Source organism: Pasteuria penetrans, assembly GCF_900538055.1.
In the GTDB taxonomy this organism is placed as follows: domain Bacteria; phylum Bacillota; class Bacilli; order Thermoactinomycetales; family Thermoactinomycetaceae; genus Pasteuria; species Pasteuria penetrans.
Genome location: NZ_UZAC03000001.1, coordinates 1,778,466 through 1,799,958, shown reverse-complemented (window position 1 = coordinate 1,799,958; position 21,493 = coordinate 1,778,466). Strand labels below are relative to the sequence as shown.

The 21,493-nt window shown below is 46.6% G+C and carries 21 protein-coding genes; 13 read left to right on the top strand and 8 right to left on the bottom strand.

The window, feature by feature from the left end; all coding sequences use genetic code 11:
- Positions 1–666: 666 nt before the first annotated feature.
- A complete protein-coding gene (locus PPRES148_RS07350; protein ID WP_223127996.1) occupies positions 667–1,101 on the bottom strand; it encodes a DUF86 domain-containing protein in 435 nt (144 codons plus the stop codon).
- Positions 1,102–1,288: 187 nt separating this feature from the next.
- Here PPRES148_RS07350 and PPRES148_RS07345 point away from each other — a divergent pair, with 187 nt between their 5' ends.
- The 4 genes from PPRES148_RS07345 (at position 1,289) to PPRES148_RS07330 (ending at position 3,755) form a co-directional block, all read left to right on the top strand.
- Positions 1,289–1,531, top strand: coding sequence for a hypothetical protein (locus PPRES148_RS07345; protein WP_149453880.1), 243 nt, complete (start codon positions 1,289–1,291; stop codon positions 1,529–1,531).
- A 28-nt stretch (positions 1,532–1,559) separates the two neighbouring features.
- Positions 1,560–2,015, top strand: a complete 456-nt coding sequence (locus PPRES148_RS07340; RefSeq protein ID WP_149453879.1) for a spore coat protein — start codon at positions 1,560–1,562, stop codon at positions 2,013–2,015.
- 694 nt (positions 2,016–2,709) lie between these two features.
- Complete coding sequence (locus PPRES148_RS07335; RefSeq protein ID WP_149453878.1) at positions 2,710–3,417, top strand: hypothetical protein; 708 nt, start codon at positions 2,710–2,712, stop codon at positions 3,415–3,417.
- Between the two features lie 74 nt (positions 3,418–3,491).
- On the top strand, positions 3,492–3,755 hold the full coding sequence (locus PPRES148_RS07330) for a DUF3055 domain-containing protein (RefSeq protein WP_149453877.1): 264 nt from the start codon (positions 3,492–3,494) through the stop codon (positions 3,753–3,755).
- Positions 3,756–4,234: 479 nt separating this feature from the next.
- On the opposite strand, the gene PPRES148_RS07325 is transcribed toward PPRES148_RS07330, so the two are convergent.
- Together PPRES148_RS07325 and PPRES148_RS07320 are read right to left on the bottom strand one after the other, a co-directional pair.
- On the bottom strand, positions 4,235–6,043 hold the full coding sequence (locus tag PPRES148_RS07325; RefSeq protein WP_149453876.1) for a UbiD family decarboxylase: 1,809 nt from the start codon (positions 6,041–6,043) through the stop codon (positions 4,235–4,237).
- A 295-nt stretch (positions 6,044–6,338) separates the two neighbouring features.
- Positions 6,339–7,442: a M23 family metallopeptidase gene (locus PPRES148_RS07320; protein ID WP_187820807.1), complete on the bottom strand. Its 1,104-nt coding sequence runs from the start codon at positions 7,440–7,442 to the stop codon at positions 6,339–6,341.
- Between the two features lie 113 nt (positions 7,443–7,555).
- Here PPRES148_RS07320 and lipA point away from each other — a divergent pair, with 113 nt between their 5' ends.
- A complete protein-coding gene (gene lipA / locus PPRES148_RS07315; RefSeq protein ID WP_246142931.1) occupies positions 7,556–8,497 on the top strand; it encodes a lipoyl synthase in 942 nt (313 codons plus the stop codon).
- A gap of 11 nt (positions 8,498–8,508) precedes the next feature.
- On the opposite strand, the gene PPRES148_RS07310 is transcribed toward lipA, so the two are convergent.
- The 3 genes from PPRES148_RS07310 to PPRES148_RS12365 form a co-directional block, all read right to left on the bottom strand.
- Positions 8,509–9,651 (bottom strand): YhcN/YlaJ family sporulation lipoprotein, encoded by a 1,143-nt coding sequence (locus PPRES148_RS07310; protein ID WP_187820806.1) that lies wholly within the window; start codon positions 9,649–9,651, stop codon positions 8,509–8,511.
- Positions 9,652–11,380: 1,729 nt separating this feature from the next.
- Positions 11,381–11,719: a hypothetical protein gene (locus tag PPRES148_RS07305; protein ID WP_149453873.1), complete on the bottom strand. Its 339-nt coding sequence runs from the start codon at positions 11,717–11,719 to the stop codon at positions 11,381–11,383.
- A gap of 120 nt (positions 11,720–11,839) precedes the next feature.
- Positions 11,840–12,016, bottom strand: a complete 177-nt coding sequence (locus PPRES148_RS12365; RefSeq protein ID WP_223127995.1) for a hypothetical protein — start codon at positions 12,014–12,016, stop codon at positions 11,840–11,842.
- A 605-nt stretch (positions 12,017–12,621) separates the two neighbouring features.
- Between PPRES148_RS12365 and PPRES148_RS07300 the strand changes: the two genes are divergently transcribed.
- The 5 genes from PPRES148_RS07300 to PPRES148_RS07280 all read left to right on the top strand — a co-directional run bounded on the left by PPRES148_RS07300 (position 12,622) and on the right by PPRES148_RS07280 (position 15,858).
- Entirely contained in the window at positions 12,622–12,936 is a 315-nt protein-coding gene (locus PPRES148_RS07300; protein ID WP_149453872.1) for a hypothetical protein, read from the top strand.
- 89 nt (positions 12,937–13,025) lie between these two features.
- Positions 13,026–13,352 (top strand): hypothetical protein, encoded by a 327-nt coding sequence (locus PPRES148_RS07295; protein WP_149453871.1) that lies wholly within the window; start codon positions 13,026–13,028, stop codon positions 13,350–13,352.
- A gap of 99 nt (positions 13,353–13,451) precedes the next feature.
- A complete protein-coding gene (locus PPRES148_RS07290; protein ID WP_149453870.1) occupies positions 13,452–13,673 on the top strand; it encodes a hypothetical protein in 222 nt (73 codons plus the stop codon).
- 152 nt (positions 13,674–13,825) lie between these two features.
- Positions 13,826–14,245, top strand: a complete 420-nt coding sequence (locus PPRES148_RS07285) for a hypothetical protein (protein WP_149453869.1) — start codon at positions 13,826–13,828, stop codon at positions 14,243–14,245.
- A 1,106-nt stretch (positions 14,246–15,351) separates the two neighbouring features.
- Positions 15,352–15,858: a hypothetical protein gene (locus PPRES148_RS07280; RefSeq protein ID WP_149453868.1), complete on the top strand. Its 507-nt coding sequence runs from the start codon at positions 15,352–15,354 to the stop codon at positions 15,856–15,858.
- Between the two features lie 994 nt (positions 15,859–16,852).
- Here PPRES148_RS07280 and yfkAB read toward each other — a convergent pair.
- Positions 16,853–18,046: a radical SAM/CxCxxxxC motif protein YfkAB gene (gene yfkAB / locus PPRES148_RS07275; protein WP_187820804.1), complete on the bottom strand. Its 1,194-nt coding sequence runs from the start codon at positions 18,044–18,046 to the stop codon at positions 16,853–16,855.
- 129 nt (positions 18,047–18,175) lie between these two features.
- Here yfkAB and PPRES148_RS07270 point away from each other — a divergent pair, with 129 nt between their 5' ends.
- Positions 18,176–18,613 carry a DUF2621 family protein gene (locus PPRES148_RS07270; protein WP_281289948.1) on the top strand — a complete coding sequence of 146 codons (438 nt, stop codon included), beginning with the start codon at positions 18,176–18,178 and terminating at the stop codon, positions 18,611–18,613.
- A 310-nt stretch (positions 18,614–18,923) separates the two neighbouring features.
- Positions 18,924–19,118, top strand: coding sequence for a cold shock domain-containing protein (locus PPRES148_RS07265; protein ID WP_149454280.1), 195 nt, complete (start codon positions 18,924–18,926; stop codon positions 19,116–19,118).
- Positions 19,119–19,309: 191 nt separating this feature from the next.
- Here PPRES148_RS07265 and PPRES148_RS07260 read toward each other — a convergent pair whose 3' ends face one another.
- Positions 19,310–19,573 carry a DUF6154 family protein gene (locus PPRES148_RS07260; RefSeq protein ID WP_246142930.1) on the bottom strand — a complete coding sequence of 88 codons (264 nt, stop codon included), beginning with the start codon at positions 19,571–19,573 and terminating at the stop codon, positions 19,310–19,312.
- Positions 19,574–19,806: 233 nt separating this feature from the next.
- Here PPRES148_RS07260 and PPRES148_RS07255 point away from each other — a divergent pair, with 233 nt between their 5' ends.
- On the top strand, positions 19,807–21,234 hold the full coding sequence (locus PPRES148_RS07255) for a reverse transcriptase/maturase family protein (RefSeq protein WP_187820803.1): 1,428 nt from the start codon (positions 19,807–19,809) through the stop codon (positions 21,232–21,234).
- Positions 21,235–21,493 lie beyond the last annotated feature (259 nt).

The window sequence follows — 21,493 nt, the reverse complement described above, 5'->3', positions numbered from 1 at the left end:
GTAGTCCTACCAACCCCCTTGTTTTCCCCATCATTCCATTACGATGTCCACGGGGAGGAATCCACCGGGCCTACCACTCCATTCCATTATACCATTTACATAAAAAATGATATGCATATCCTAAGGGATGGGTTCCTAAAAATACCGGGGGAACAACATTGGCTTCCCCTTACCCTTGTAAATCACTTTCAAAAATGGGTACCCATCGATCATAGTAACCATAGGGAACAAGGTAAAAATAATTTTTTTAATTCTAACTACACAGAAGAAACCAAACTTCGCAATGCGGGATCCGAATCCCCCAGGTTCTAGTGCCCCGATGGAATTAAGGCTGACCGATAATACCAACATATTCCCTTTTTCCACTATCGGCACAATAGCCTAATGAAGGACCCAGCTCTACTCGCCCACGGAATTGGGATTCCGTCATCCCAAAAACCTCCTCCAAAAGAATATCAGGGGGAGATTCCGTTCAAGAGATAGTAAGGATGACCCAGCCCCCAAAGGACGCATCCTCACCGGAACGGGGGGCAATCCCCCTTCAAGAAACCCAGGGCCAGCGGGAAAATCATGGTAAAACAATCCAAGATAATAGAAAAGGATAAGCGATGCCAGTTCCATAAAAGGAAGAAGAACATCGCATCCTATCGAAAATCGACCCTCCCCCTACATGTACTCCCCTCTTCCTAATCGCTCCAAAAGGACAGTAAAAACCCCAGCCACTTCACAGCAAAGGAGAGGGGGGAAATGGCAAGCCCACATAGCCTCTACGGAGAGGGTAGCATAGTCCTGCACCAACCGACGCCGCGCTCCCAATTGATGAACCAACTGCCCAGCCAAGGCTTCGGGGAGAAAACCACCCTCCGCCAAGATATCAATAACATCTCGATAACATCCGGGATCACGTAAGCATAATGCATCAATCAATCGAACACCTATGTCAATGATGCATTCCATAGCAATATGACTCGCCCGGGCTACAGCAAAGGATGACAACAAATCCCGCGAAAATGTGGGGGCACTAGTATGTTCCAGAACCTCCGCGCAGAGATGCAACATTTGCAATTGATCTTGAACAGCTTGCTTATCGATTCGATACACGAAAGGTTCCACCATCCTACACGCATACGGGAACGATCCCTTGCACAGGGTAACAGGTGGGTGACGTTAGAGTTTTCCTTGCAACTCAAAACCCCATACCCCCCTATTGTAGACCCGCACACGCAGGTCCATAAATAATCCTAGAAGACTCAAACACAATTCCCCTTTGGGAGAAGGGAGTTTTTCCATGCGACTTTCACAAAAAGACTTGCTCTATCTGGGCGATGAAGCACACTGGGAACTCCTAGCAGCAAAAAAAAGTTACCAGTACGCCCACAACACAACACAACCCGAGGTAATCCAATTGCTGCATCAAATTGGGCAAATGCACCAACAACACTGCGAACAGATCTTACACATCCTACAAAATTCCGCTCCCAATACCATGCCGGCCCCCCCTTCTCCTGGAAACAATGGTATTCTAAACTAAAAACTCCCTTCAAAGCGAGGTTGTGACCATGCAATCCTACTTTCCCCCTCCTCCTACAGGACGAAGCTATCCGAAACCCTCCATGCCGTACCCACAACCCAATCCACCTCCCTTCCCCCACGATGCCCCCCCAAAAAAACAATCAGAACTCCCCCATCATTTGCATTCCCCCCAGGTCAGTTCGGCGGGTACACAAACCGCATCACCACCCACCCTCACGGAACATGATTGTTTGCATGATCTTTTACTTACAGAGAAAAATCTGGGACATGGGTATACCATTGCATCTATGGAAGCCAGCAATGTGGAACTAGCAAGGATGGCTACCAGAAATCTCCATGATACACAACAGGCCCAACAACGTTTATTCCAGTGTCTTCACAAGGAAGGGCAATACCCTGTTGAGGGGGCCCCCCCCCACCAGGTCCGCCAAAAAGCACAACAGTTATCCAAAATGAAACAGGAATTCCCTTATCCCCACTGAATTCCCCCCACCCAGGGGTACCATAGGGTGATGATGGCATCCCCCATATCCATCCGCTGGGGATGCCTATCCCCATAGAAAATATCAATTTTACTATGATATGACATTTTCCCATGATAACAACATATTGAATGTGGGGAACAGGACATTTCCCCAGGGTCCTTCATTTCAACATCCCCCACGATCCCCAGGATCCATCCGATACCCTGAAAACGACTCGGCCCACCGGATACCCCTGTCCCTATAGTATAATTTTTGGGGGATTGTGTCCCATTCCCCCCTATGGGGACGGTCCCTCTTTTCGCAAGAAACCCCCAAATTAGCCCAAAATTAGCCATTGATAAAATTCATGAAATAGAACTAAAATTGATGGGGAGGTTTCCCCAACCGGGGAATTCAAGAAGGAAGAGCATCCCTATCCCCCGTCGCCAGGGGCATTTGCAATTTTTCTATGTTGTTTATTATAGTAATTTTACTATATATTCATACCATCACTAACCCTATGTTTCCCACCATTTCCACTTCCTATGACTCAGGATCATCCCGAACAGGGACAATCAATCACTCCTATTGTACTTGATCCGCCAAGGACTATGGGGGTTCATATCCCCCTTATATATGGGGGAAGAGAAAACCGGCCGTACGGCGTTGAATGCATAAGGAGGGGATATAAGGCTATGAGGAGGACCCAACAATGACCGGTCGGATAAAGGAAACGACAAGAATTGAAAAAGTCTATGAGGATCTTGACAAAAAATTGCGTGCTAAGGGTTTCTTCCCCATTGGTACTGCAGCACGCGCCTTGGGAGAGGATCCCCGTACCGTACGTATATGGGTGGAAGCATTCTTTACCTACGTGGACGCCTACTGGGATGATCACGCCCGCCTCTGGTTGCAGGAAACCAGTATGGACCCCTTGCGTAACATCCAATACCACCTAAGAAAATCCCACTCCCCCCCTACACTTCGTGAATTGCGTGCCCTGCTTGTTTGGGAGGGGAAAATTGCACACGAAGCACGCACCGTGGCCCAAAGGAAAACGGCCCCATCGCCAACAGAAGCAAAACAGGACGCGGTGAATATACGGGAAATGCAACATTTCATGCAATCCACACAGAAATATATGGAGAATATTCACAATCGTTTGGATAAAACAGAGGAACATATGGTGAAAATATGTGATACAATAGAGGAACTCAGTTCCCATCTCACCGCACACCGTCGGGATGAAAGGGTCATAAAGAGATTACAAAAGTTTTTTGATGAGGTACGTAAGTGGCAAACACAAATGCGCACCGAGATCAAAGATATTCATTTCAAACAGCAATTTGCATCCTCCCTTCCTCTACCCTCCCCGCGTCGTCAACAACGTAATAGGCCTAAATTTTTAGGAATATTCTAAATATATAAACGTCCATTCGCCTCCCCTATCTCGGAACATCTTTACGATATTAGGAAGCGGGGTACTACACCGTTATGGATCATTTTCTATACGATGATACGGAAACAACACGCACCCGTTTCATTGGTTTTGCGGGGGAAACCCAGAGATTTGATTTAGCTGTGATTACAACCCAGAGATTCTATGGAAAATTCCTTGTTCTTGATATGCAATCAAACCAGTTAGCGATCCTAGGACCCGATGATTTGAAAAAAAACGGATATTTGGAAGAAGCATATGGTTTGGACAAAGAAGGTGGCCAGGAATTGAGAAATTTTTTGGAACTGATTATCATATGAAGATAAAAAAATAAGCTTACTGGGTAAGCTTATTTTTTATCGATCCTGGCTGAATATCAAACCTAGGGATTCAGTACCGAGAACGAACGCTATTGTAAATGTGGATTTGTGGATAGAGTAGGAGGATTTCCCCCATTTTCAGGACTTATTTCGTTGATTTAAAATTTTTATTTTATTTTTTAAAAAAACATATATGTTCATTCCAATCCTATTCTCTCGTCCCCCACACACCTACTAAACTACCCAATCCCATTTCAATTTGTCAAAAATATCCACAAATTCCCTTTTCACTTATCTATCTATTATAATATTCCGTAAAGAAAAAATATGATGTGGGGAAGGATATAGTAAGACCATGAAGGACAAACCACGTATTGCCCCCGGGCGGTATCCAGTACACAGATAGAATGACCCTAATTTAGACCCCTATAGAGAACCACGGAAAGCGTCTCTCCCTAATACAATAGGTACAGATAAGGTTATTTTAATGATCCATCATGTTTTTGAGGAACAGGAAAAGTTTCCATGGCAACGAGAGTATCATGGGGGAAATAGGTTTTCCATCGATCGGTGACCTGTCGTTCCGTTGTTTCGTCTACCACGACCTCATCTGGATAAAAGGGTTTGTGACGAGCATCGATAAGAATAGGCAGGCGGTAACGAAGACGGTGCCGTTTGATCGTGTAATGGGCATGTATATCAAGATCGGGATCGAAGCGGGTGAACACACTCCAGAGAAAACTGGTAGGGTCCCGGGTTATTCGGGTGGAATCCGCTAGTATGAGGAGAGGCCAAGAGGAACAAATATCACCATAGTTCTCTAAGAAACGTTGGGCCTGTTGGGGATCCTTTGTGTAGGAACAACCCTCCAGAACCAAAACCCCAGGACAGAAGGCCGCGATATGGCTAATGCCTATCATATCCGGTAGGGAAGGATCGGAGGGCAAAACGCGACAAGGTTCCCTTCCCAAGCCCATCAGAATCATCTTGCTCCCTCTATTGAATTTTTTTCCTGTGTAATCCAGTGTATCAGCAGAGGTTTGGGGTAAAACGATGAGATCCTCCTCAGGTTGAAATCTCTCCAAAATGGTTGTCAAACAGTGATAAATATTTCGTAAATCTATCCATTGGTCCGTTATAAGTAGGCACTTGGTTAGGGAAAGCTGACCCTCCCCTAAAATTCGCAAGGCATGAACAAGTGACTCGCGTGTGTAACGTTCCTCTACGATAGCAGCGGCTAAGGAGTGAAATCCACTCTCCCCATAGGTCCACAAGTTACGCACACCGGGCATAATATAGGGAAAAAGGGGAGAAAACAGATTCTGCAAAAAATCGCCAAGATAAAAGTCCTCCTGGGGTGGTTTCCCAACAACCGTTGCTGGGTATATGGCATCCCGTCGATGATGAACAGACTGAACGCGAAAAACGGGAAAGGAATGGGCCAGGGAGTAAAAACCGTAATGGTCCCCAAATGGACCTTCTACACGACGTTCAAGGGGTTTCACAACTCCCTGGAGGAGAAACTCCGCCTCTGCAGGACAATGATTCTGCGTTACAGGTAACCTCTTTCCGAGCAAAAAGGAGGCGAGCAATAATTCAGGAAATAATTCCGGTAGGGGGGCGACAGCCGCCGCCAGAAGGGCGGGGGGGCCACCGAGGAAAACTTGTACAGGCAAGTCCTGCCGTTGTTTCTCCGCTGCATCATAATGGAATCCCCCCCCTTTTTGGATCTGAAAATGCATACCCGTGGTACCAGAATCATAACGTTGCATACGATACATACCCAAGTTATGACTCCCCCCCCCTGGGGGTTCAGTGTAGACCATGGGCAAGGTAAAAAAAGGGCCGCTGTCTCCAGGCCAACTGGTGAGCACAGGCAGAGCATTCAGGTCAACGGGATCCATGGTTTCCTCCAACACAGATGCCTTATGATGAGGTACCCTTTGTAAACCTATCCTCAGGAGAGGAAAAAGCAGAGAACGTTTCTGCCAAAACATTCCCAAACGGGGGGGGAGGAGATGCTCGATCATTCCTACGAGTTGACGAACTATCCGTTCAGGACGAGGACCAAATGCCAGGTCCATCCGCCGTGTCGTGCCTAGTAGATTGGTGACAACTGGAAATCTACTCCCCTGTACATTGGCAAAGAATAAGGCCGGCCCTTCTTCCCTTATTACGCGACGGTGGATTTCTGCTATTTCGAGATGGGGATTCACTGGGGTTTCTATAATGGTCAGTTCTTTTTCCCTTACCAACACCTCTAGCCATGCACGCAGGTTGTGATGCATCCCTGGTACCCCCTCTCAGTAGGGTGGGCGATTCGCAACAGCCTCCACCTTTCTCCTATGATAGCATGGGCAGGCAGAAAGCAGCCAGATTTTCCCGACCCCCTACCATTGATATACCACGGTAACCACCCTATTCTGGGGAGAATTAGGGAACCGAATGGAATGTAACTGTACATGATAATCGCCCTTGCATAGAATTCATCTATTTTCATGATGTTCTTTGGGTAGATCATCCGAAGGGGCTTCGGTCCATGGGTTTTCCGGAAAACACCTGTACTTATGATTGATGATACAATCATTCGGGATTTCCCATCGAAGTCCATTCCGGCAGCCTGGCAACAGAAACGGCTTTGAATTTTTTCTTTTTCCTTCTCGTATCACGTTCCTGTCGTTGCAGTTTCTGTAGAAAGGACAACGGGTTGACAGCATAATTTTTCTTCTCACTGGAATGGTATAACCCATAATGGAGATGGGCAGGGAATTTGCCCAGAGTACCCAGGGAACCATATCCCGATGAACCTACTGTGCCTATTTTCTCCCCTGGTGACACGATATCACCCAAAGACATCCCCTGTCGAAAACCAGACAAATGGGCCAAATAATGATAGCGGTTCTTGCCATCACGAATCCCCAATCTCCAACCGCCAAAGGAATTCCAACCCATTTGTTCTATATAGCCGTAACAAGGAGCTACAACTGTGGCACCGTGGGGGGCAAATAGGTCAATACCTTCATGAAAGCGTAGTGTCTTCTTTCCTTTCCTCCCCCATCTACGTAGTTGTTGCCAGTTATCCTTAATGATGGACGGGTCACTCTCTGTGGGTAAGGGAAAACGATAGGTGTTTAGTTGATCCGTACCCATTACCTGGTAAATACGTGCAATATGGATTACCTGGGCGGTAATCTGTCCATCGTAATAATAGTTCCACAACTGTTCATGGAGTTGATCCGGTTGTGTACCTTTTTGGGCGAGAAAATGGGCGATACTATAAAGCACATCGACAGGATCTTCTGGATCGGCTCTACCATCGCCATTGGCATCCTGCCCCATACCACCAAAGATATGCACGGCTAGAGGGTTTGTTTTTCCCGGCTCAGGATGCATCCAGCCGCCCCAAACGTGTTGGGGAACACGAAGGGTCAACCAGGGTTTTTCATCCTTCCATTTCTGCCAATAGGTGAAGCCCCCTTCCACCTGATTCATGGCAGCAAGATAGGTCCACGGTATACCCACTGCATGACCTACAGTTTTCCAGAAGATCATGGGATCAGGATGATTGGACGATTCTGGAAGAGGGGGGTGGTACGTGGAGGGCAATAGAATGGGAGGGGGTTCGCTGCTACTACCATACCCCCACAGGAGGAGGCCCGCCAGTGCAAGCGAGAAAACTCCGCTCATGGTGTTGCATGTACCTCCTTTGATTGCCCTTTGACGGCCTGTTGATGGATGAGGGTTTGTGATAAGATGGCAGGGAATCCGTTGATGGATGGGAGAAATAGGGGGGAACATGAATGGTCGAGGAGATGGTGCCGGGTAGCCGTAAACCAGAGTGGTTGAAGGTACGGCTCTCCACAAATGCTGACTTCCGCGAATTGAAGGCAATGATGCGAAACAAAAAGCTCAATACCGTTTGTGAGGAAGCTCGTTGTCCCAATATTCATGCATGCTGGTCCCAGCGTACGGCCACTTTCATGATCCTGGGGAGTGTCTGTACACGAGCCTGCCGGTTCTGTGCCGTGCATACGGGCATGCCCACAGAATTGGACGGGGAAGAACCAGAACGCGTCGCTGAAGCCGTGGAACAAATGGGGGTTCGTTATGCAGTCGTAACATCGGTGGCCCGTGATGACCTGCAGGACGGGGGAGCCAGCCTATTTGCTGCGACGATTCATGCGATACGCGCCCGCAATCCACAAACGCGTGTGGAGGTTTTGATACCTGATTTCGGGGGTTCACAGAAATCCTTGCAAACGGTATTGGATGCCCACCCCGATGTGCTCAACCACAATATTGAAACAGTGCGTCGTCTGACACCCCGTGTGAGGGCCAAGGCAACCTACGATCGTACTCTGATGCTTTTACAGCTCTCTAAGCGTTTAGCATCCGGGATTCCTACAAAATCCAGCATCATGCTCGGTGTAGGGGAAACAATGGGAGAAGTGCTAACCACGCTGCGCGATCTGCGTGATCATGATGTGGACATTGTGACATTGGGTCAATATCTCCAGCCCACCACATCGCACCTGCCGATTGCCCGTTATGTGACTCCAGCAGAATTTGATCAACTGCGTACGTTGGGAATGAACATGGGTTTCTCACACATCGAGTCGGGTCCCCTCGTGCGCAGTTCTTACCAAGCACACGCGCAGGCCGACGCAGCACTGGAAACCTTAGCAAAACGGGAGGAGGCAGGTGCCCTAGAGTCCGAAACAAACAAGGCAAAATCAGGGTGACTCTTGTGGTTTCAGGGTGATTCCGTGGGATCGAGACCCCCAGGCGGGGTGGGATCCCCAAGTTCACGTATAATTTTCCCTAAGGTGCCCTGCCGATTGGTAACCCCATCAGACCCAACATTGCGCAGATCCGCACTGTTGACTTTATCGCGCAAATACCCCTCATCGAGAATTTTTACTTTGTAATATCCGGGCGTGATGCTTTCTATCATTTGGACTGCCTCTTGAATGAATTCCCCATGTGTGTAATCCCGTGTACGGGTACCACCCGTAGGGTCGTCAGCATCTTCTCCATTGTTGTTGCTCTTGTCCCTGTTCTGGATATCATCGTCGCGTGTATCTTCCCCGGTATTCTTGGCTAAGTTGGGAATTCCCACAAAAACTATATCATCGGTTACCAATAACGTATGACTAGGACAAAAGGTAAAATTTTTCCCCAACATGTATCCTAGCCCTCTGGCCAGCAAAGGTCGATCAATGGTAATCAGGGCCGTGGTATCGCCCTCCTCACTACCGTAGCTGGCGTAACTGGAACTACGACTCGCGGATTCCCAGCCCCCCCGTGCAATGCCGGAGGAAAGGCTTATTTTACTCAGATCCTTGAGATCCAGTTTGGCTTGTAGTTGCTTCTCCGATAAGATTTCTATTTGATAACTACGAGGGGTTATGCTTTTTGCCATAGTGAGGAGTTGCTGATGCAAGTCATTGCCCAATTCCTGTCGTTTATCCTTTGGTGTAACACCAATGAGTATGCTTTGGTTATGCACGACTACTGTGCTGTGGTTGATGCTGTCCAATTTTCCTACGAGACAGCTTAGCCCCTTAGCTAAGGCCTCGTTGTCCACAAAGAGTGTGGGCTGTTGTTCCAATTGGTCCCTCTCGGGATGGGACAGGGCCTCGTATGTGAAAAAACCGATATCATTTTGGCCGGGATCCCTTTCCCTACTAGGAACTCCGGCAGGGGTGCTGTTAGGACCGAAACGTGATTGGTTATCGTCTGATATTCTATAGAGTGAGAAGACGGAGGGATTTATAGAGGATCTTGCGAGCTCCTCGCTCCTCTGTTCGACACCTCTGCCACATCCTGTCACCCCAATCCCAAATGTAGACAGGCCCAGCAGGGATAAAAAAATCCGTTGTGATGTGGAATTCACCTTTCTCCCTCCCCCATGATGGTAGTTTCCCCGGATTGAATCCCGATCTGATTGTTTGGGTTTCATTAAATTAATGGAAAAAAGGATGATGTCAGGAAAATGTTACCCTTCCCTTGTCTCCGCGTGGAGAATGGTTGATGGGTTGCCCGTGAATAGTATGGTCTATTTATGGCATTCGTCATGGGCTGTCGGTCCGGATATCCTATGGTAATTCATCAATGGATGGAGTACCCTCTGATACAGAAATCGATCCCCAATCGTAGGGCCGACAAGTCCTTCGACAGGATTAGGGAGCCTGAGTGGATGATGTTCCCGAGCAACATACACACGAGCGACATTCATAAGAATAGGGCATGGAGTTTCAGATAAGGTCCTGGTTCGTTCTTGAGTACGGTCCGAACAACTCTATCGGCTACGGTAGGAAATTCCGATCGGTTTTTTACTGCCACCAGGCTTCATACTATCCACTCGTTGGACCCATTCGATTCCCAATGACGTACCCATGGTTCTTCCGATTGCTTTCAAATTCTGCCAACCGTCGGTCCATCGATCCCTAGCCCCCCACCACCAATCCCCTTGGACCTATCGCCATGATGACAGTGCCTCTGTTTTCTTGTGCTATTATGCTCCCCCAGCAGGGTTTGGATCTTGATGTCCTCTCTTGATGTCCCCTGATGCCCTCTCCTATTTGAATCTACTTTTTACCGTTCCCATCCCTGTTTCGGACAATGAACCTCCTTCACTTCATCTTCATTACAAAGACTCCACAGCTACTATGGGCTAATCCAACTTTACGCACGAGGTCTCCGTTGTCTTTGGCTTTTTATTTCGCACCTAGCAATGGCCAGGACGCCGTGCGAGAGTATGGGGGACCCTTGAGTAGGTCCATACCCAAATCCGTAGTAGAAAAGCACTCATTTGAAACCAAGTATTCCTATGGGGAATCCCGCAAAAAAGAAAAAATTCGTTAGGGGGGTGTGAACGAGCCCTCCTCTACCTGTATCTATGAGTACTACTGCCCCCAAACTTTGTTTATTTATATTGCATAGTAGTATTTATAAAAGTAAAATATACATATATTTTATTGAGATGAATATAACCATCTCAAACCAGGATTCCTCTCTGATACAATCCCCCATATTCCCATTCCCTCATGCGAACCACGGGACCGGAGAAGGCAATATCCCCTGCATATAAATTCATATTTAATTTATATGGAAAAGGGAAATATGAATAAAAATAAAATTATTAATGATTTACAAAATTTATGCAAATTTTATTTGAATAAAATTTACCCTTTTGTCGTTAGCCACCCCCGTAGAACTATTTTGCTATGGTGGGACAAACATAGGGGGTACCCCGAAACCGCTCCATGCTACTGGTGTGAAAATACTTCGATGGTAAGCGGTTTATAGAAAAAGGCGGAGCCAGAATCCCTGCCCGGTGGGAATTAGAAAGCTCAACGGGAGTGAACCATTCGATAATGCATCAAACAGTTCATGTCAAAACCGAGGTGGAGCCTGAAACGTTGGGAGAAATCATGGAGGACAGACACCTACTTATGATCCGGGCGGCCATGCGATGTTACAAGACGGGAGGAACCTAATCTAGGCACCCGGACGCCCATCTCAGTATGAGACTTGAGGGACCATCGCACGGATGCCTTACTGTATACCAGGCGTGATAAAAAAGCCAAAAATACCTAGAAGACCCCGTACACGAAATCGAATCAGTCTACAGTAGCGATGAACCCCCTTTCCTTGTAATGAAGACAGAGCAAAGGAACTGACTCCCCCGATGGGAACAGTAAAACAATAACTTTAATGGAAAAACCACTTGGGAAGGTCACTGAAACTCTGGAACCACATCCCCATAATCGAGGTAAAATCTGAACGGTCTGAAGATTGGGACAGAAGGAAGAGAAACCGTATGCTGGGAGACTACTAAGCACAGTTCTATATGTTGTGTCGTGTCCTATGAGAGAGGGGGCCCCCTTCAAAATCGGCAAGGGATGCAAAGGTTCCAAACTGCCCAGAGCCGCTGTGTAGAGAGCAAGGGTGGTAAGCATAGAAAGACTCAGTCGATGCCGGAACAGGGATATCGGAATCTATCCTTGGAACGAAACCACGGGGGGGAAACCACCTACGATCCTGGTAGCATACGGTACATAGATGGAATGGACCCTAACTTAGTTAGGCCCCCATAGGGAATCACGAGGAACTGTCGCACGAACACCTGTCCTTGGCCAGGTTGAGTGATATACCAGAGCTTCTGTGGACAGAGTCGAATCAACCTCATAGTGATGGGGAAACCCTTGTAATGAAGGCGGAGCGAAGGGATTGGCTAGGATACTAGCCCTACTCAACGTGACGGGAAAATCCCGGGGAATTTACACACGCAATCGGACGCAATCCATCTGAAAGCAAGGTGAACCTTTCTTCAGAAATATCATTTCCAGAAAATAATATACACAAAAACCATTTTATATACTATATATTAGGTTTACAAGTCCGCCGTAAAAATGATAATATTAATTTGTATCACTTATATATATTTTATTTTAAAAAATATATAGGGGTAAACAAATAGGAAATGGGGAAAACGTAATGTTCCAAAAAAAATAGTAGAATGCAAGAGAGCGCCACAAAGAAAGGAAGGGATGTCGAGTCCATAGCAGAAAAAATATAGATCGCACTGTTGGGGTCTTCCCACATGTAGAGAAAACCCTAATCCGTTCGCTGAGGGTGATCCAGTTGCAAGAGGTAAACACTCCGGTTGTTACCCAGATTGTCCTATGAGTATAGACCGCGGTCCCAGTTGGTCCTACAGATGGTTCCGTACCATTGGTTTCGTTTCGTACTAAAATGGGGTTCAGCTGCTCGTAGCATTTTATGTCAAAAAACAGAGAAATAATTTTTAATATAACTTATTAATTTAAAAAATAAAAAGCAGAAGAAGGGATGATCGATTATGGTAAAGAATGCTAGGAAAATCATAGTAGCTAGTTTGATGAGTTGTGCGGCCCTGGCAACGTTTGGAAATGGAACGGCTAATGCATCATGCATTGGTTCATGGGGTCCTAACGCCTTAGGCTATCCCGGCGGCATGATGAGTTCTTATGGTATGGGTATGGATACGGGTATGATGGGTATGGGTATGATGGGTATGGGTGGACCCAATTATTATGGGTCATACCAGGGTTCATATTCTAACCTCTATGGTGGCGGTGGTCTCTGCAATTATGGTGGTACCAACCTCATGGCGGGAGTAGGTAGTTGGTACTAAATCAATATATGTAGGCGAAGGTTATCAATGATAGGGAATGATAGGGAATGTGTTCATTCATTTAAAAAATAAAATAGGGGTGATCAACTATGTTGAAGAGTACTAAGAGAATCATAGTGGCTGGTTTGATGAGTTGCGCAGCCCTAGCAACGTTTGGGAATGGAATGGCTAACGCGTCATGCATTGGTGGTTCATGGGGTCCTAACGTAGGCTATCCTGGCGGCATGATGAGTTCTTATGGTATGGGTATGGGTATGGGTATGGGTACGGGTATGATGGGTATGGGTATGATGGGTATGGGTGGACCCAATTATTATGGGTCATACCAGGGTTCATATTCTAACCTCTATGGTGGCGGTGGTCTCTGCAATTATGGTGGTACCAACCTCATGGCGGGAGTAGATAGTTGGTGCTAAATCAATATATGTAGGCGAAGGTTATCAATGATAGGGAATGATAAGGAATGATAGGGAATGTGTTCATTCATTTAAAAAATAAAATAGGGGTGATCAACTATGTTGAAGAGTACTAAGAGAATCATAGTGGCTGGTTTGATGAGCTGCGCAACCCTAACAGCATTTGGAAACGGAATGGCCAACGCGTATGTTGGTTCATGGGGTGGTGGTCCTAGTATCCTAGGCTATCCCGGTAGCATGATAAGCTCCTACGGTATGGGTGTGGGTATGGGTGGACCCAATTATTATGGGTTTATGCCAGGGCCAGGGTTTATATTCTAATCCCTATTGGCGACGGTAATCCCTACGATGATAGCAAGTACCAGCATCATGATGGGAATGGGTAATTGGTGCTAAATCAATATATACAGGCAAAGGTTATCAATAATAGAGACTATGTTCATTTTAAAAAATAAAATAGGGGATGATCGATTATGTTGAAGAGTACTAAGAGGACCGTAGTAGCTGGTTTGATGAGCTGCGCAGCCCTAGCAGCGTTTGGGAATGGAATGGCTAATGCGTCATGCATTGGTTCATGGGGTAATCTTAACGCGTGGGATGGTCCTAGTACCTTAGTAAGCTATTCCGGTAGCATGATGGGTTCTGGTGGTATAGGATACTCTGGCGGTATGGGCTACTACGGTGGTATAGGATACTCTGGTGGCATGATAGGTTCCTCCTATGGTATGGATGGCCTGAACCGTTATGGATTACGTCCCCATCATATAAGACATGTCTTTAACAATTTTTATCCTGGATATTTATATTCTAATCCCTATGGGGGTGGTTTCTACGGTTATAGTGGGGCCGGGATCATGTCAGGAATAGGAATGGGTGGCATTGGTTGTTACTAAAAAAGAGGGGGCGCAAACAGCCCCCTCCTAATTTATGTCTATGAACATTATCATCCAAAATTTTTCTTATTTTATATAAATATTTAGTATTTGTATAAGGTAAATATACATGCACATATTTCGTCTGGAATCAACACGATGATTCCAAAAATGGTCGGTGCCCGTCACAGGTTACTCCTATTCCCCTGTGAAAGCTTTTATCATTCCGAAGAGTAGGGCAGGGCAGTAACCTTGCGCCCGTCTGCTGATTGCTGTCCGTTGATTACGTTCGATTGCATACATAAAATTCCCCGGTAGGTCCCTCCCTATCCCGCCCTTTTTACTATACTTAACTAAATACTTAAATCCTATATATATATAAACTCATGCCTCGCGATATCTATAATGCCCTTTACCGGCTCCTATCCGCGAGAAAAAAGGAAGAACGATTTCATATATATTTTCATATGAGTTTAAAATAATTAGAAATACCAACCGAGCAGGCCGTTCAAACTCATTGGATATCTAATCCTGTACGATCAGAACTGGGGAAATTCCAGGGTCTATGTGTCAAGCAAGCTGTACAAGTGATGAAACTGGCCCTCCGGAGTTGGCTGGTAGAGGCAGGCTTCCAACCACCTAACGCTGCTGGTGTGGAAACCCCCCCGGTGGTGAGCGGTTTAGGGAAGGAAGGGGCTAGAATCCCCGTCCGATGGGGATTAGGGAGCTCAACGAGGGAGTGAACCGTTCGGGGGACACTTAGAAACACCCCATGTCAAAACCAGGGGGTGTGTTCTCCATGTTGAGAGAAGTCATGGAATGCGGACCTACTTATAATCTGATCGGCATGCGGTTGTAAAGAGTGGTAGGAACCTAATCCAGGCGCTTATACGAAGCCCGGGGGGGTTCCGCACGGATTCCAAATGCGTAAGATAAATGTAAGGTATTTTTAATATCCAGTTTATAGAATTACGATTGCGAGGGTGGTACGATAGAAACGCGGGAGGGGATGGCTGGTAGGATCTAGTAGGAAACTCATTTCCCCCTTGGTAACCCATAGAGACCCAATCATTCCCCATGGGGATCCGCCCGCAACCATTTCAAAGTGAATAAGGAGAGGATTTGAATTGAAAAGGAATATGAAAATGTTTTTTGCTACTGTGCTACCGCTTACTGCTGTCTTTTCAGCAACATTCAACCTTTTTCCGTACGCTGAAGGAAAAGATAGAATCACTGGCTCCAACGTTCACAATAAGAGTTTGGATGAAAGCCAAATCAATGAAAATATTAGGAGAGTAAAGAAGTTATTGAAGGAAAAGCATATGGATGAGAATAAGCAAAAAGAAATGAGAGAATTACTTTCCAATAATGTTGATAATTCACTAAAATTAATTGCCGACAAGAAACCAGAATGGGCCAATCTTAGTTCATCGGAACAGATAAACAAACTAGTAGAGGAGATGTCACACTCCTTTGTACTCTCCAATGATAAGGAATCTGGACCCCTTATGGAGACAAATATGGACGAGGAAACCATTCGTAATTTATTGAAGGAATTAGGATCTCAAGGAAAGGAAATTTATTATAAAAACAAGAATAATCAATGGATTCCATTGAGTTCCGTCTCACTTTGAGACTCTCTCTACATTCGCGTTTATAGGTTTAGGTAAGGGAGGAGGCTGCTCGCCCCCTCCCCTTTGTGTCTATTAGGTCTACTATCCCAACCTTTGTTCATGGATATTTTGTAATGATATCTATGTAGATAATATATAAATATATTATGGGAGTAAACATCACAGTCCAAAATCAGGGCACTTCTTTAGTAGAATATTACATACAATTCAGAAATCGATGCCCGTTGGGTTCATCCCCGTTCATTTCAGTTCATTCCAATGTTTTTATTTCTTATCACACAAAATAGTATCAGCATACATAGTGCAGATGGGAATGAAAAACCCCCACGAACATGATGTGAAAATTTTAAATAAGGATGGACGAAAAAGGACAGGAATTGGTCGACCATTTTTGATAGATCGAGATAGGATCGTAAGTATTTTTAGTTAGTTATACGAAAAGGAGAGAAAATAGGGTCGGGTCCCTGATCTACATTTTGTGTTATACTATAATAAAAATATCATACATTTATGAATCCGTGAAGGAAGTCTCAAAGTTGAGGGAGAATCCTCCTAACGACCTTGTTCAGGAATTCACCCCCCAACAAGATGCTGCCATGGATCGGGAAAAGCATGAGCCATGGGGAATATAAACAGAATCATGTACATACTAATTTCTTATGGTTTTTGATACTTTGTTACCTGAGGATTCAGTGTGGAATACCGTGATGAGGCAAGAACCCCTTCTTTCATGATCCGCATAGTATTCATAGTAAAAATTGACGATGGGGGGAGGAAGAACAAAAATTAATTTTTTATCTATATAATTTTTATCTATATAAATTGAATAAATTAATTAGGAAATTATTTTTAAGAATATGAGGGAAAGGTTCTCCTAGGGAGCCAAAAATTGGGGCTGAAATCCCCCCAAAAGAATGCACACACCCGTTCAGATATTGCCGAAACACCTATCATGAAGCCCACAGAAAAACCTGTGGGCCTAATTGCATTCCATTTATCCATCCCCTTTCTGTATAGAACACCCCCCCGATCCCAACAAAGAAAAATTAGCCTTCCTCTGTTGAAAATCCCAACCCCGATAGTAAGCTTCCAGGACCAGATGATTGGGACCCGAACAACGGACAAGTGGACAAAAACAATGGCAAGAATTGGCCTCTTTGCTCGCCAACCAACGTTGAAAGATGGACGGGAGACCCTCTTCTCTCCAATCACCCAACACCGAACCCGAGGCCTGCCCAAAATCCGTTAGACGAACCTTCCCATCAAAGGGATTGAGATTGAGGCGGTTACGACCATCGGGATCCTGACGAACTGTCACTCCAGGGGTATGATGCAAACGTACCCAGAGTTCCCGATCCGCCATCTCCTCGCTACATGGAAAAATCGGCAAGGTACCAAATAACATCCATACACGAGGATCACGGACCGATAGCAGACGTTCCACCGCCCCCCGATACGCGGAAATATCCAACAGATCTTCACCCCGTGCAAAATCGCTTGGGTAAAGGGGATGAATCTCATGCCGTGAACATCCTAGATCCGCGACCCCCCGATGCAATGCCTCCAAGTGGGGGGACGTGAGAGGACTGATAAAGGTCTCAGCGGATAAAAAGGCCCCCGCACTGGAAAGAGTACGTGCATTCCCATGCAAACGATCCCAAAATCGAGCCGCCGCCACCATGGTTCCCTGTGGGGCATGCGCAAAAGCCATTCTAAAAAAGGAATCCACATCCCAAGCATTGTAGGAAATATGCAGTATATCTACGTCCGACAACCAAGAAGCCTCATAACGGGAGGACGGCAACGTTAAATTGGTATTTATTTGTGTTGACAATCCTCGTTCCCTTGCATAGCGCAACAGGGGACGAACCCACTGTTCCACCGTCCGCGGAGAGGCACAAGGTTCCCCGCCTGTAAGACTCAAGGTAGTCAGGGAATCAACTCCATCTAAAGCCCGTAAGAGATCCTCTAGAGGCAACGCAGGCTGCTCATGGACGGAGAGGGACTCCCCCACCGCACAGTGGGCGCACCGGAGATTACAAAGTTGCGTAACCGTAATCTCCACACTCGTCAAAACATACCGACCCTCCGAAAGACGAACAGGAAGTGGATCCCATGGATCCAACTCCGACCGGCAATCCCGGGGAGGGGATTCGGAATCAATACCACAATTATGGGTCCAATGCACCAAAAGTCCTCACCCCCCCCCCTATTGTAGCATTGGATCCACCACCCACCTATAAATTCCCCCTGTTATAATGGAACTAGCAAGGTACCCAGTTCCCATAATCACTACAAAAAAGGGGATGGTAAGATCTTGACCGAACACATACCCAAATGGTTCTGGCTCTACCTGCCCGCCTGGTGTAGCATGCTTATCCTTCTAGGCATTGGGGGAAAGTTCATGTTCCGTCGATTCTATAAAGCCCTCCCCAGGGCAGACGGACGCTCTCTCCTAGATCGTGAAGAGGAATTTGTCAACAAAACTAGACATATGTGGGACGAAACCCAGAAAGCACTACTACGTAAACTCGTTACCCCCGTTCCCAAACCTTTCCGCCCTACCGCTGAACATGCCATTGCAGGAAAGATCGGCGAACTAGCACTAGCCCGCCAATTGAAAAAAATAGACCAAGCAACATTGATTGAGGGTTACATCCTCGCCACCCCCAAGCGGGACCATCGCTGGCTGCTACGGGCCCTAGCCCAATCTGGCATTGATCATACCCCCTACCAACATTTGTTCAAACGTTAATCTGGCCCCACAACAAAAATGATGGAAATTGGACATAAGGAAACGCTTGTATCCGCCCATCAGGTATCGTAAGATAGTGGAAGGTCGAGGGGGGAGCTGGGCGTACGGAACTTCCATACAATCCATTCCTTGGAGCAGGCTCTGGGAAACGCATCCTCCCCGACGTTGAAATCAAGGAGGATGTGTATTTGTGAGAGACAATGACGGTTTTGGCAAAAGTCAATTTGGCGGCAGAGATGATTTCGGGAGGGGTAACGCGACAACGGAAAGGGATAGCGAGGACGTACTTCTAGCTGAGGGTGTCTCAGGCATTGTAAAATGGTTCAATGCGGAAAAAGGATACGGTTTCATTGCGCTGGGGGAAGGAAAAAAGGACGTCTTCGTACACTATTCCAAGATTCAGGACCCCGGCTTCAAAACACTGGAAGAAGGCCAATCCGTTATGTTTGACATAACAAAAAACAAGCGCGGTGAACAGGCTAATAACGTAGTGAAAGTGAAGTAGAACCTACACAGTGAATCCGTCTGGCCCTAGGGTTTTTGCCCGGGGTTTTTTGTCGTTGGAAAAAAGAAAAGGACAAGCGAGCAACCTTGGGGTTCCCTACTCCCCAACATTTCCTAGCTTGTCCCTGAAGCACAAAAAAAGAACCACCCAATGATCCCAACATCTATCCTCGGACCCCTCTTATGTAAAAATCAGTGTACAACAGAAGGCACAGGAGAGGGACCGCGCTGCTTGTCATTCATTTTATCTTCCCGTACCACCTTCAACTTAAGCATCTCTATAAGATAAATTCCCATCATCTGCATAATTTCCTCATCCTTCATAGTCCCAATCAATTCCATCATGTGTGCACGTGTATGCTCCTCCAACAAACACAATACCACGGCACATGCCGTTTCCTCGTCCACAATTTGTTCCCGATATAACGCATAAATGCGATCCACAAAACTCAACATTATTCCTCCCTCCCCGAATTGAAAGCAATTTTGCACCTTCCTACCCCCCCACCCTGGGACCTCCGACCATTGTATCACTGTACCCTACCCATCCACAAAGTACTGGCCATGACATCGGGGGAACATTCAAATCAGCAGCAGCATATACCACAACTAAACTGTATGCCCCATGGAACTCCCCCTCGCTGACTTATCCCCCGTGTTGTGGATGTAAAGAGGAGTGTTTCCCCTACATGCGCAACCCGACGATAATCCTGGGACAACTCGCCAGGAAACCCCATGATTACCGATTCAAGAGGCTCTATCGTCTCCTCTACAATCCCTTGTGGTACGAAATCGCTTGGAGAAGACTCATCCCATCACAACATCCCTTACCCTCCCTCCCCCCCACGGACGGGGCACCTATCCCCCACCAACCCGATCCAATCCTCCTTGGCCAACTCATCGAACAACTCCGCAAAAAAAAATACCGTCCCCACAATATGGTATGGGAAACCCCATCTCCCCCCCCCCGGCGAGGGAAAAATCGGCGCCAACGTCGTCCTACACCACGGCCCAGCTATCGCCTTCGTCAAGAGGACCTCATTGTGCAGGAGGTACTGCGCATAATCCTTGAGGCCTGCTACGAACCCCATTTCCTATCCGTCTCCCACGCCTTTCGGGGCCGAAGGGGGTGCCACACGGCACTCACACAAGTCCAACGTTCCTTCACCGACGTTGTATGGATTCTTAAACCCACCCAATCCATCCTACCCGTGCTAGACAAGAAAACCATGATTCGTATTCTGCAACAGAAGATTGATGATACTGCTTGCCTGCAACTCATACAACATATGCTCAAAGCCCGTTATCTACACGCATGGAACTACAACACCATGGGATACCACAACACACCACGGGGAAGCATCATAGGGCCCCTGCTCAGTAATATCTATCTACACGAACTAGATCTATGGATGCTCCGGTTTCAAACCCATTTTGCCCGCCAAGAAAACAAACGCCTAACCTATACACGGCATGGCGATGAGTGGTTGATAGGTCTATCCGGTAGTAAAAATGATGCTCTCTATCTACAGGAAAAATTAGAAAAATTTTTTAAAAAAAATCTCGAAATTCCCCAAAATCTTATCGAAGTTTCTTTACAACACAGCAAACGGAAGATACGTTTCCTCGGCTATGACGTTTCTGCCCCCCCACATCCCCACAAAAAGCATAACCCTTGTCGTCTCTCTTTACCCCAGTCCGTATGGACAAAAAAGCTTTTTGATCTAGGAGCCATCCGCATCCATCCTACCACACATATTTGGAAAGCCCTACACCGCCCTTATTTAGTACCACTCGACGATTACGCTATCCTCCACGCCTACAACCGAGAAATCGAAAAAATTTATCACTACTATCGTCTTGCCCACAATGTCAGTCAGTTGCAGCGGTTCGGCTACTTAATGCGCCTAAGCTTTTACAAAACCATGGCTAGTAAGTATAAATCAACGGTCCGCAAAATCGCGCAGAAGTACTGTTTCGAGGGAAAACCCGGTGTCATACGTCCTACCCCTACCGGTTCAGAGGTGATTTTGTTTTACCACAGTGGATTTCAACAACAACGTATTCCCGATACCACCCTCTCTATACCGAATGACTCTAAAGGGCAAGGAAAGTAGAACGGAATTGGCTTCCCTACACACCCCACAGGCCCAAGGAGCACCGTCGAGTAGGGCTGGACATATCCCAGCCAACCTCCTCATACAAAACCGTACTCAATAGTCCCCCATGATACGACCCCCCCCATTCCAATCTTCAGACCGTTTAGGTCCCACTTCAGTTATGAAAATGTTGCTCTAAGGTTCCAGTGATATCCCCCAAGTGGGTTTCTCCCTAAAGTTGTCGTTGTGCTGTCCTCGTTAGGATGAATCCAGCCTC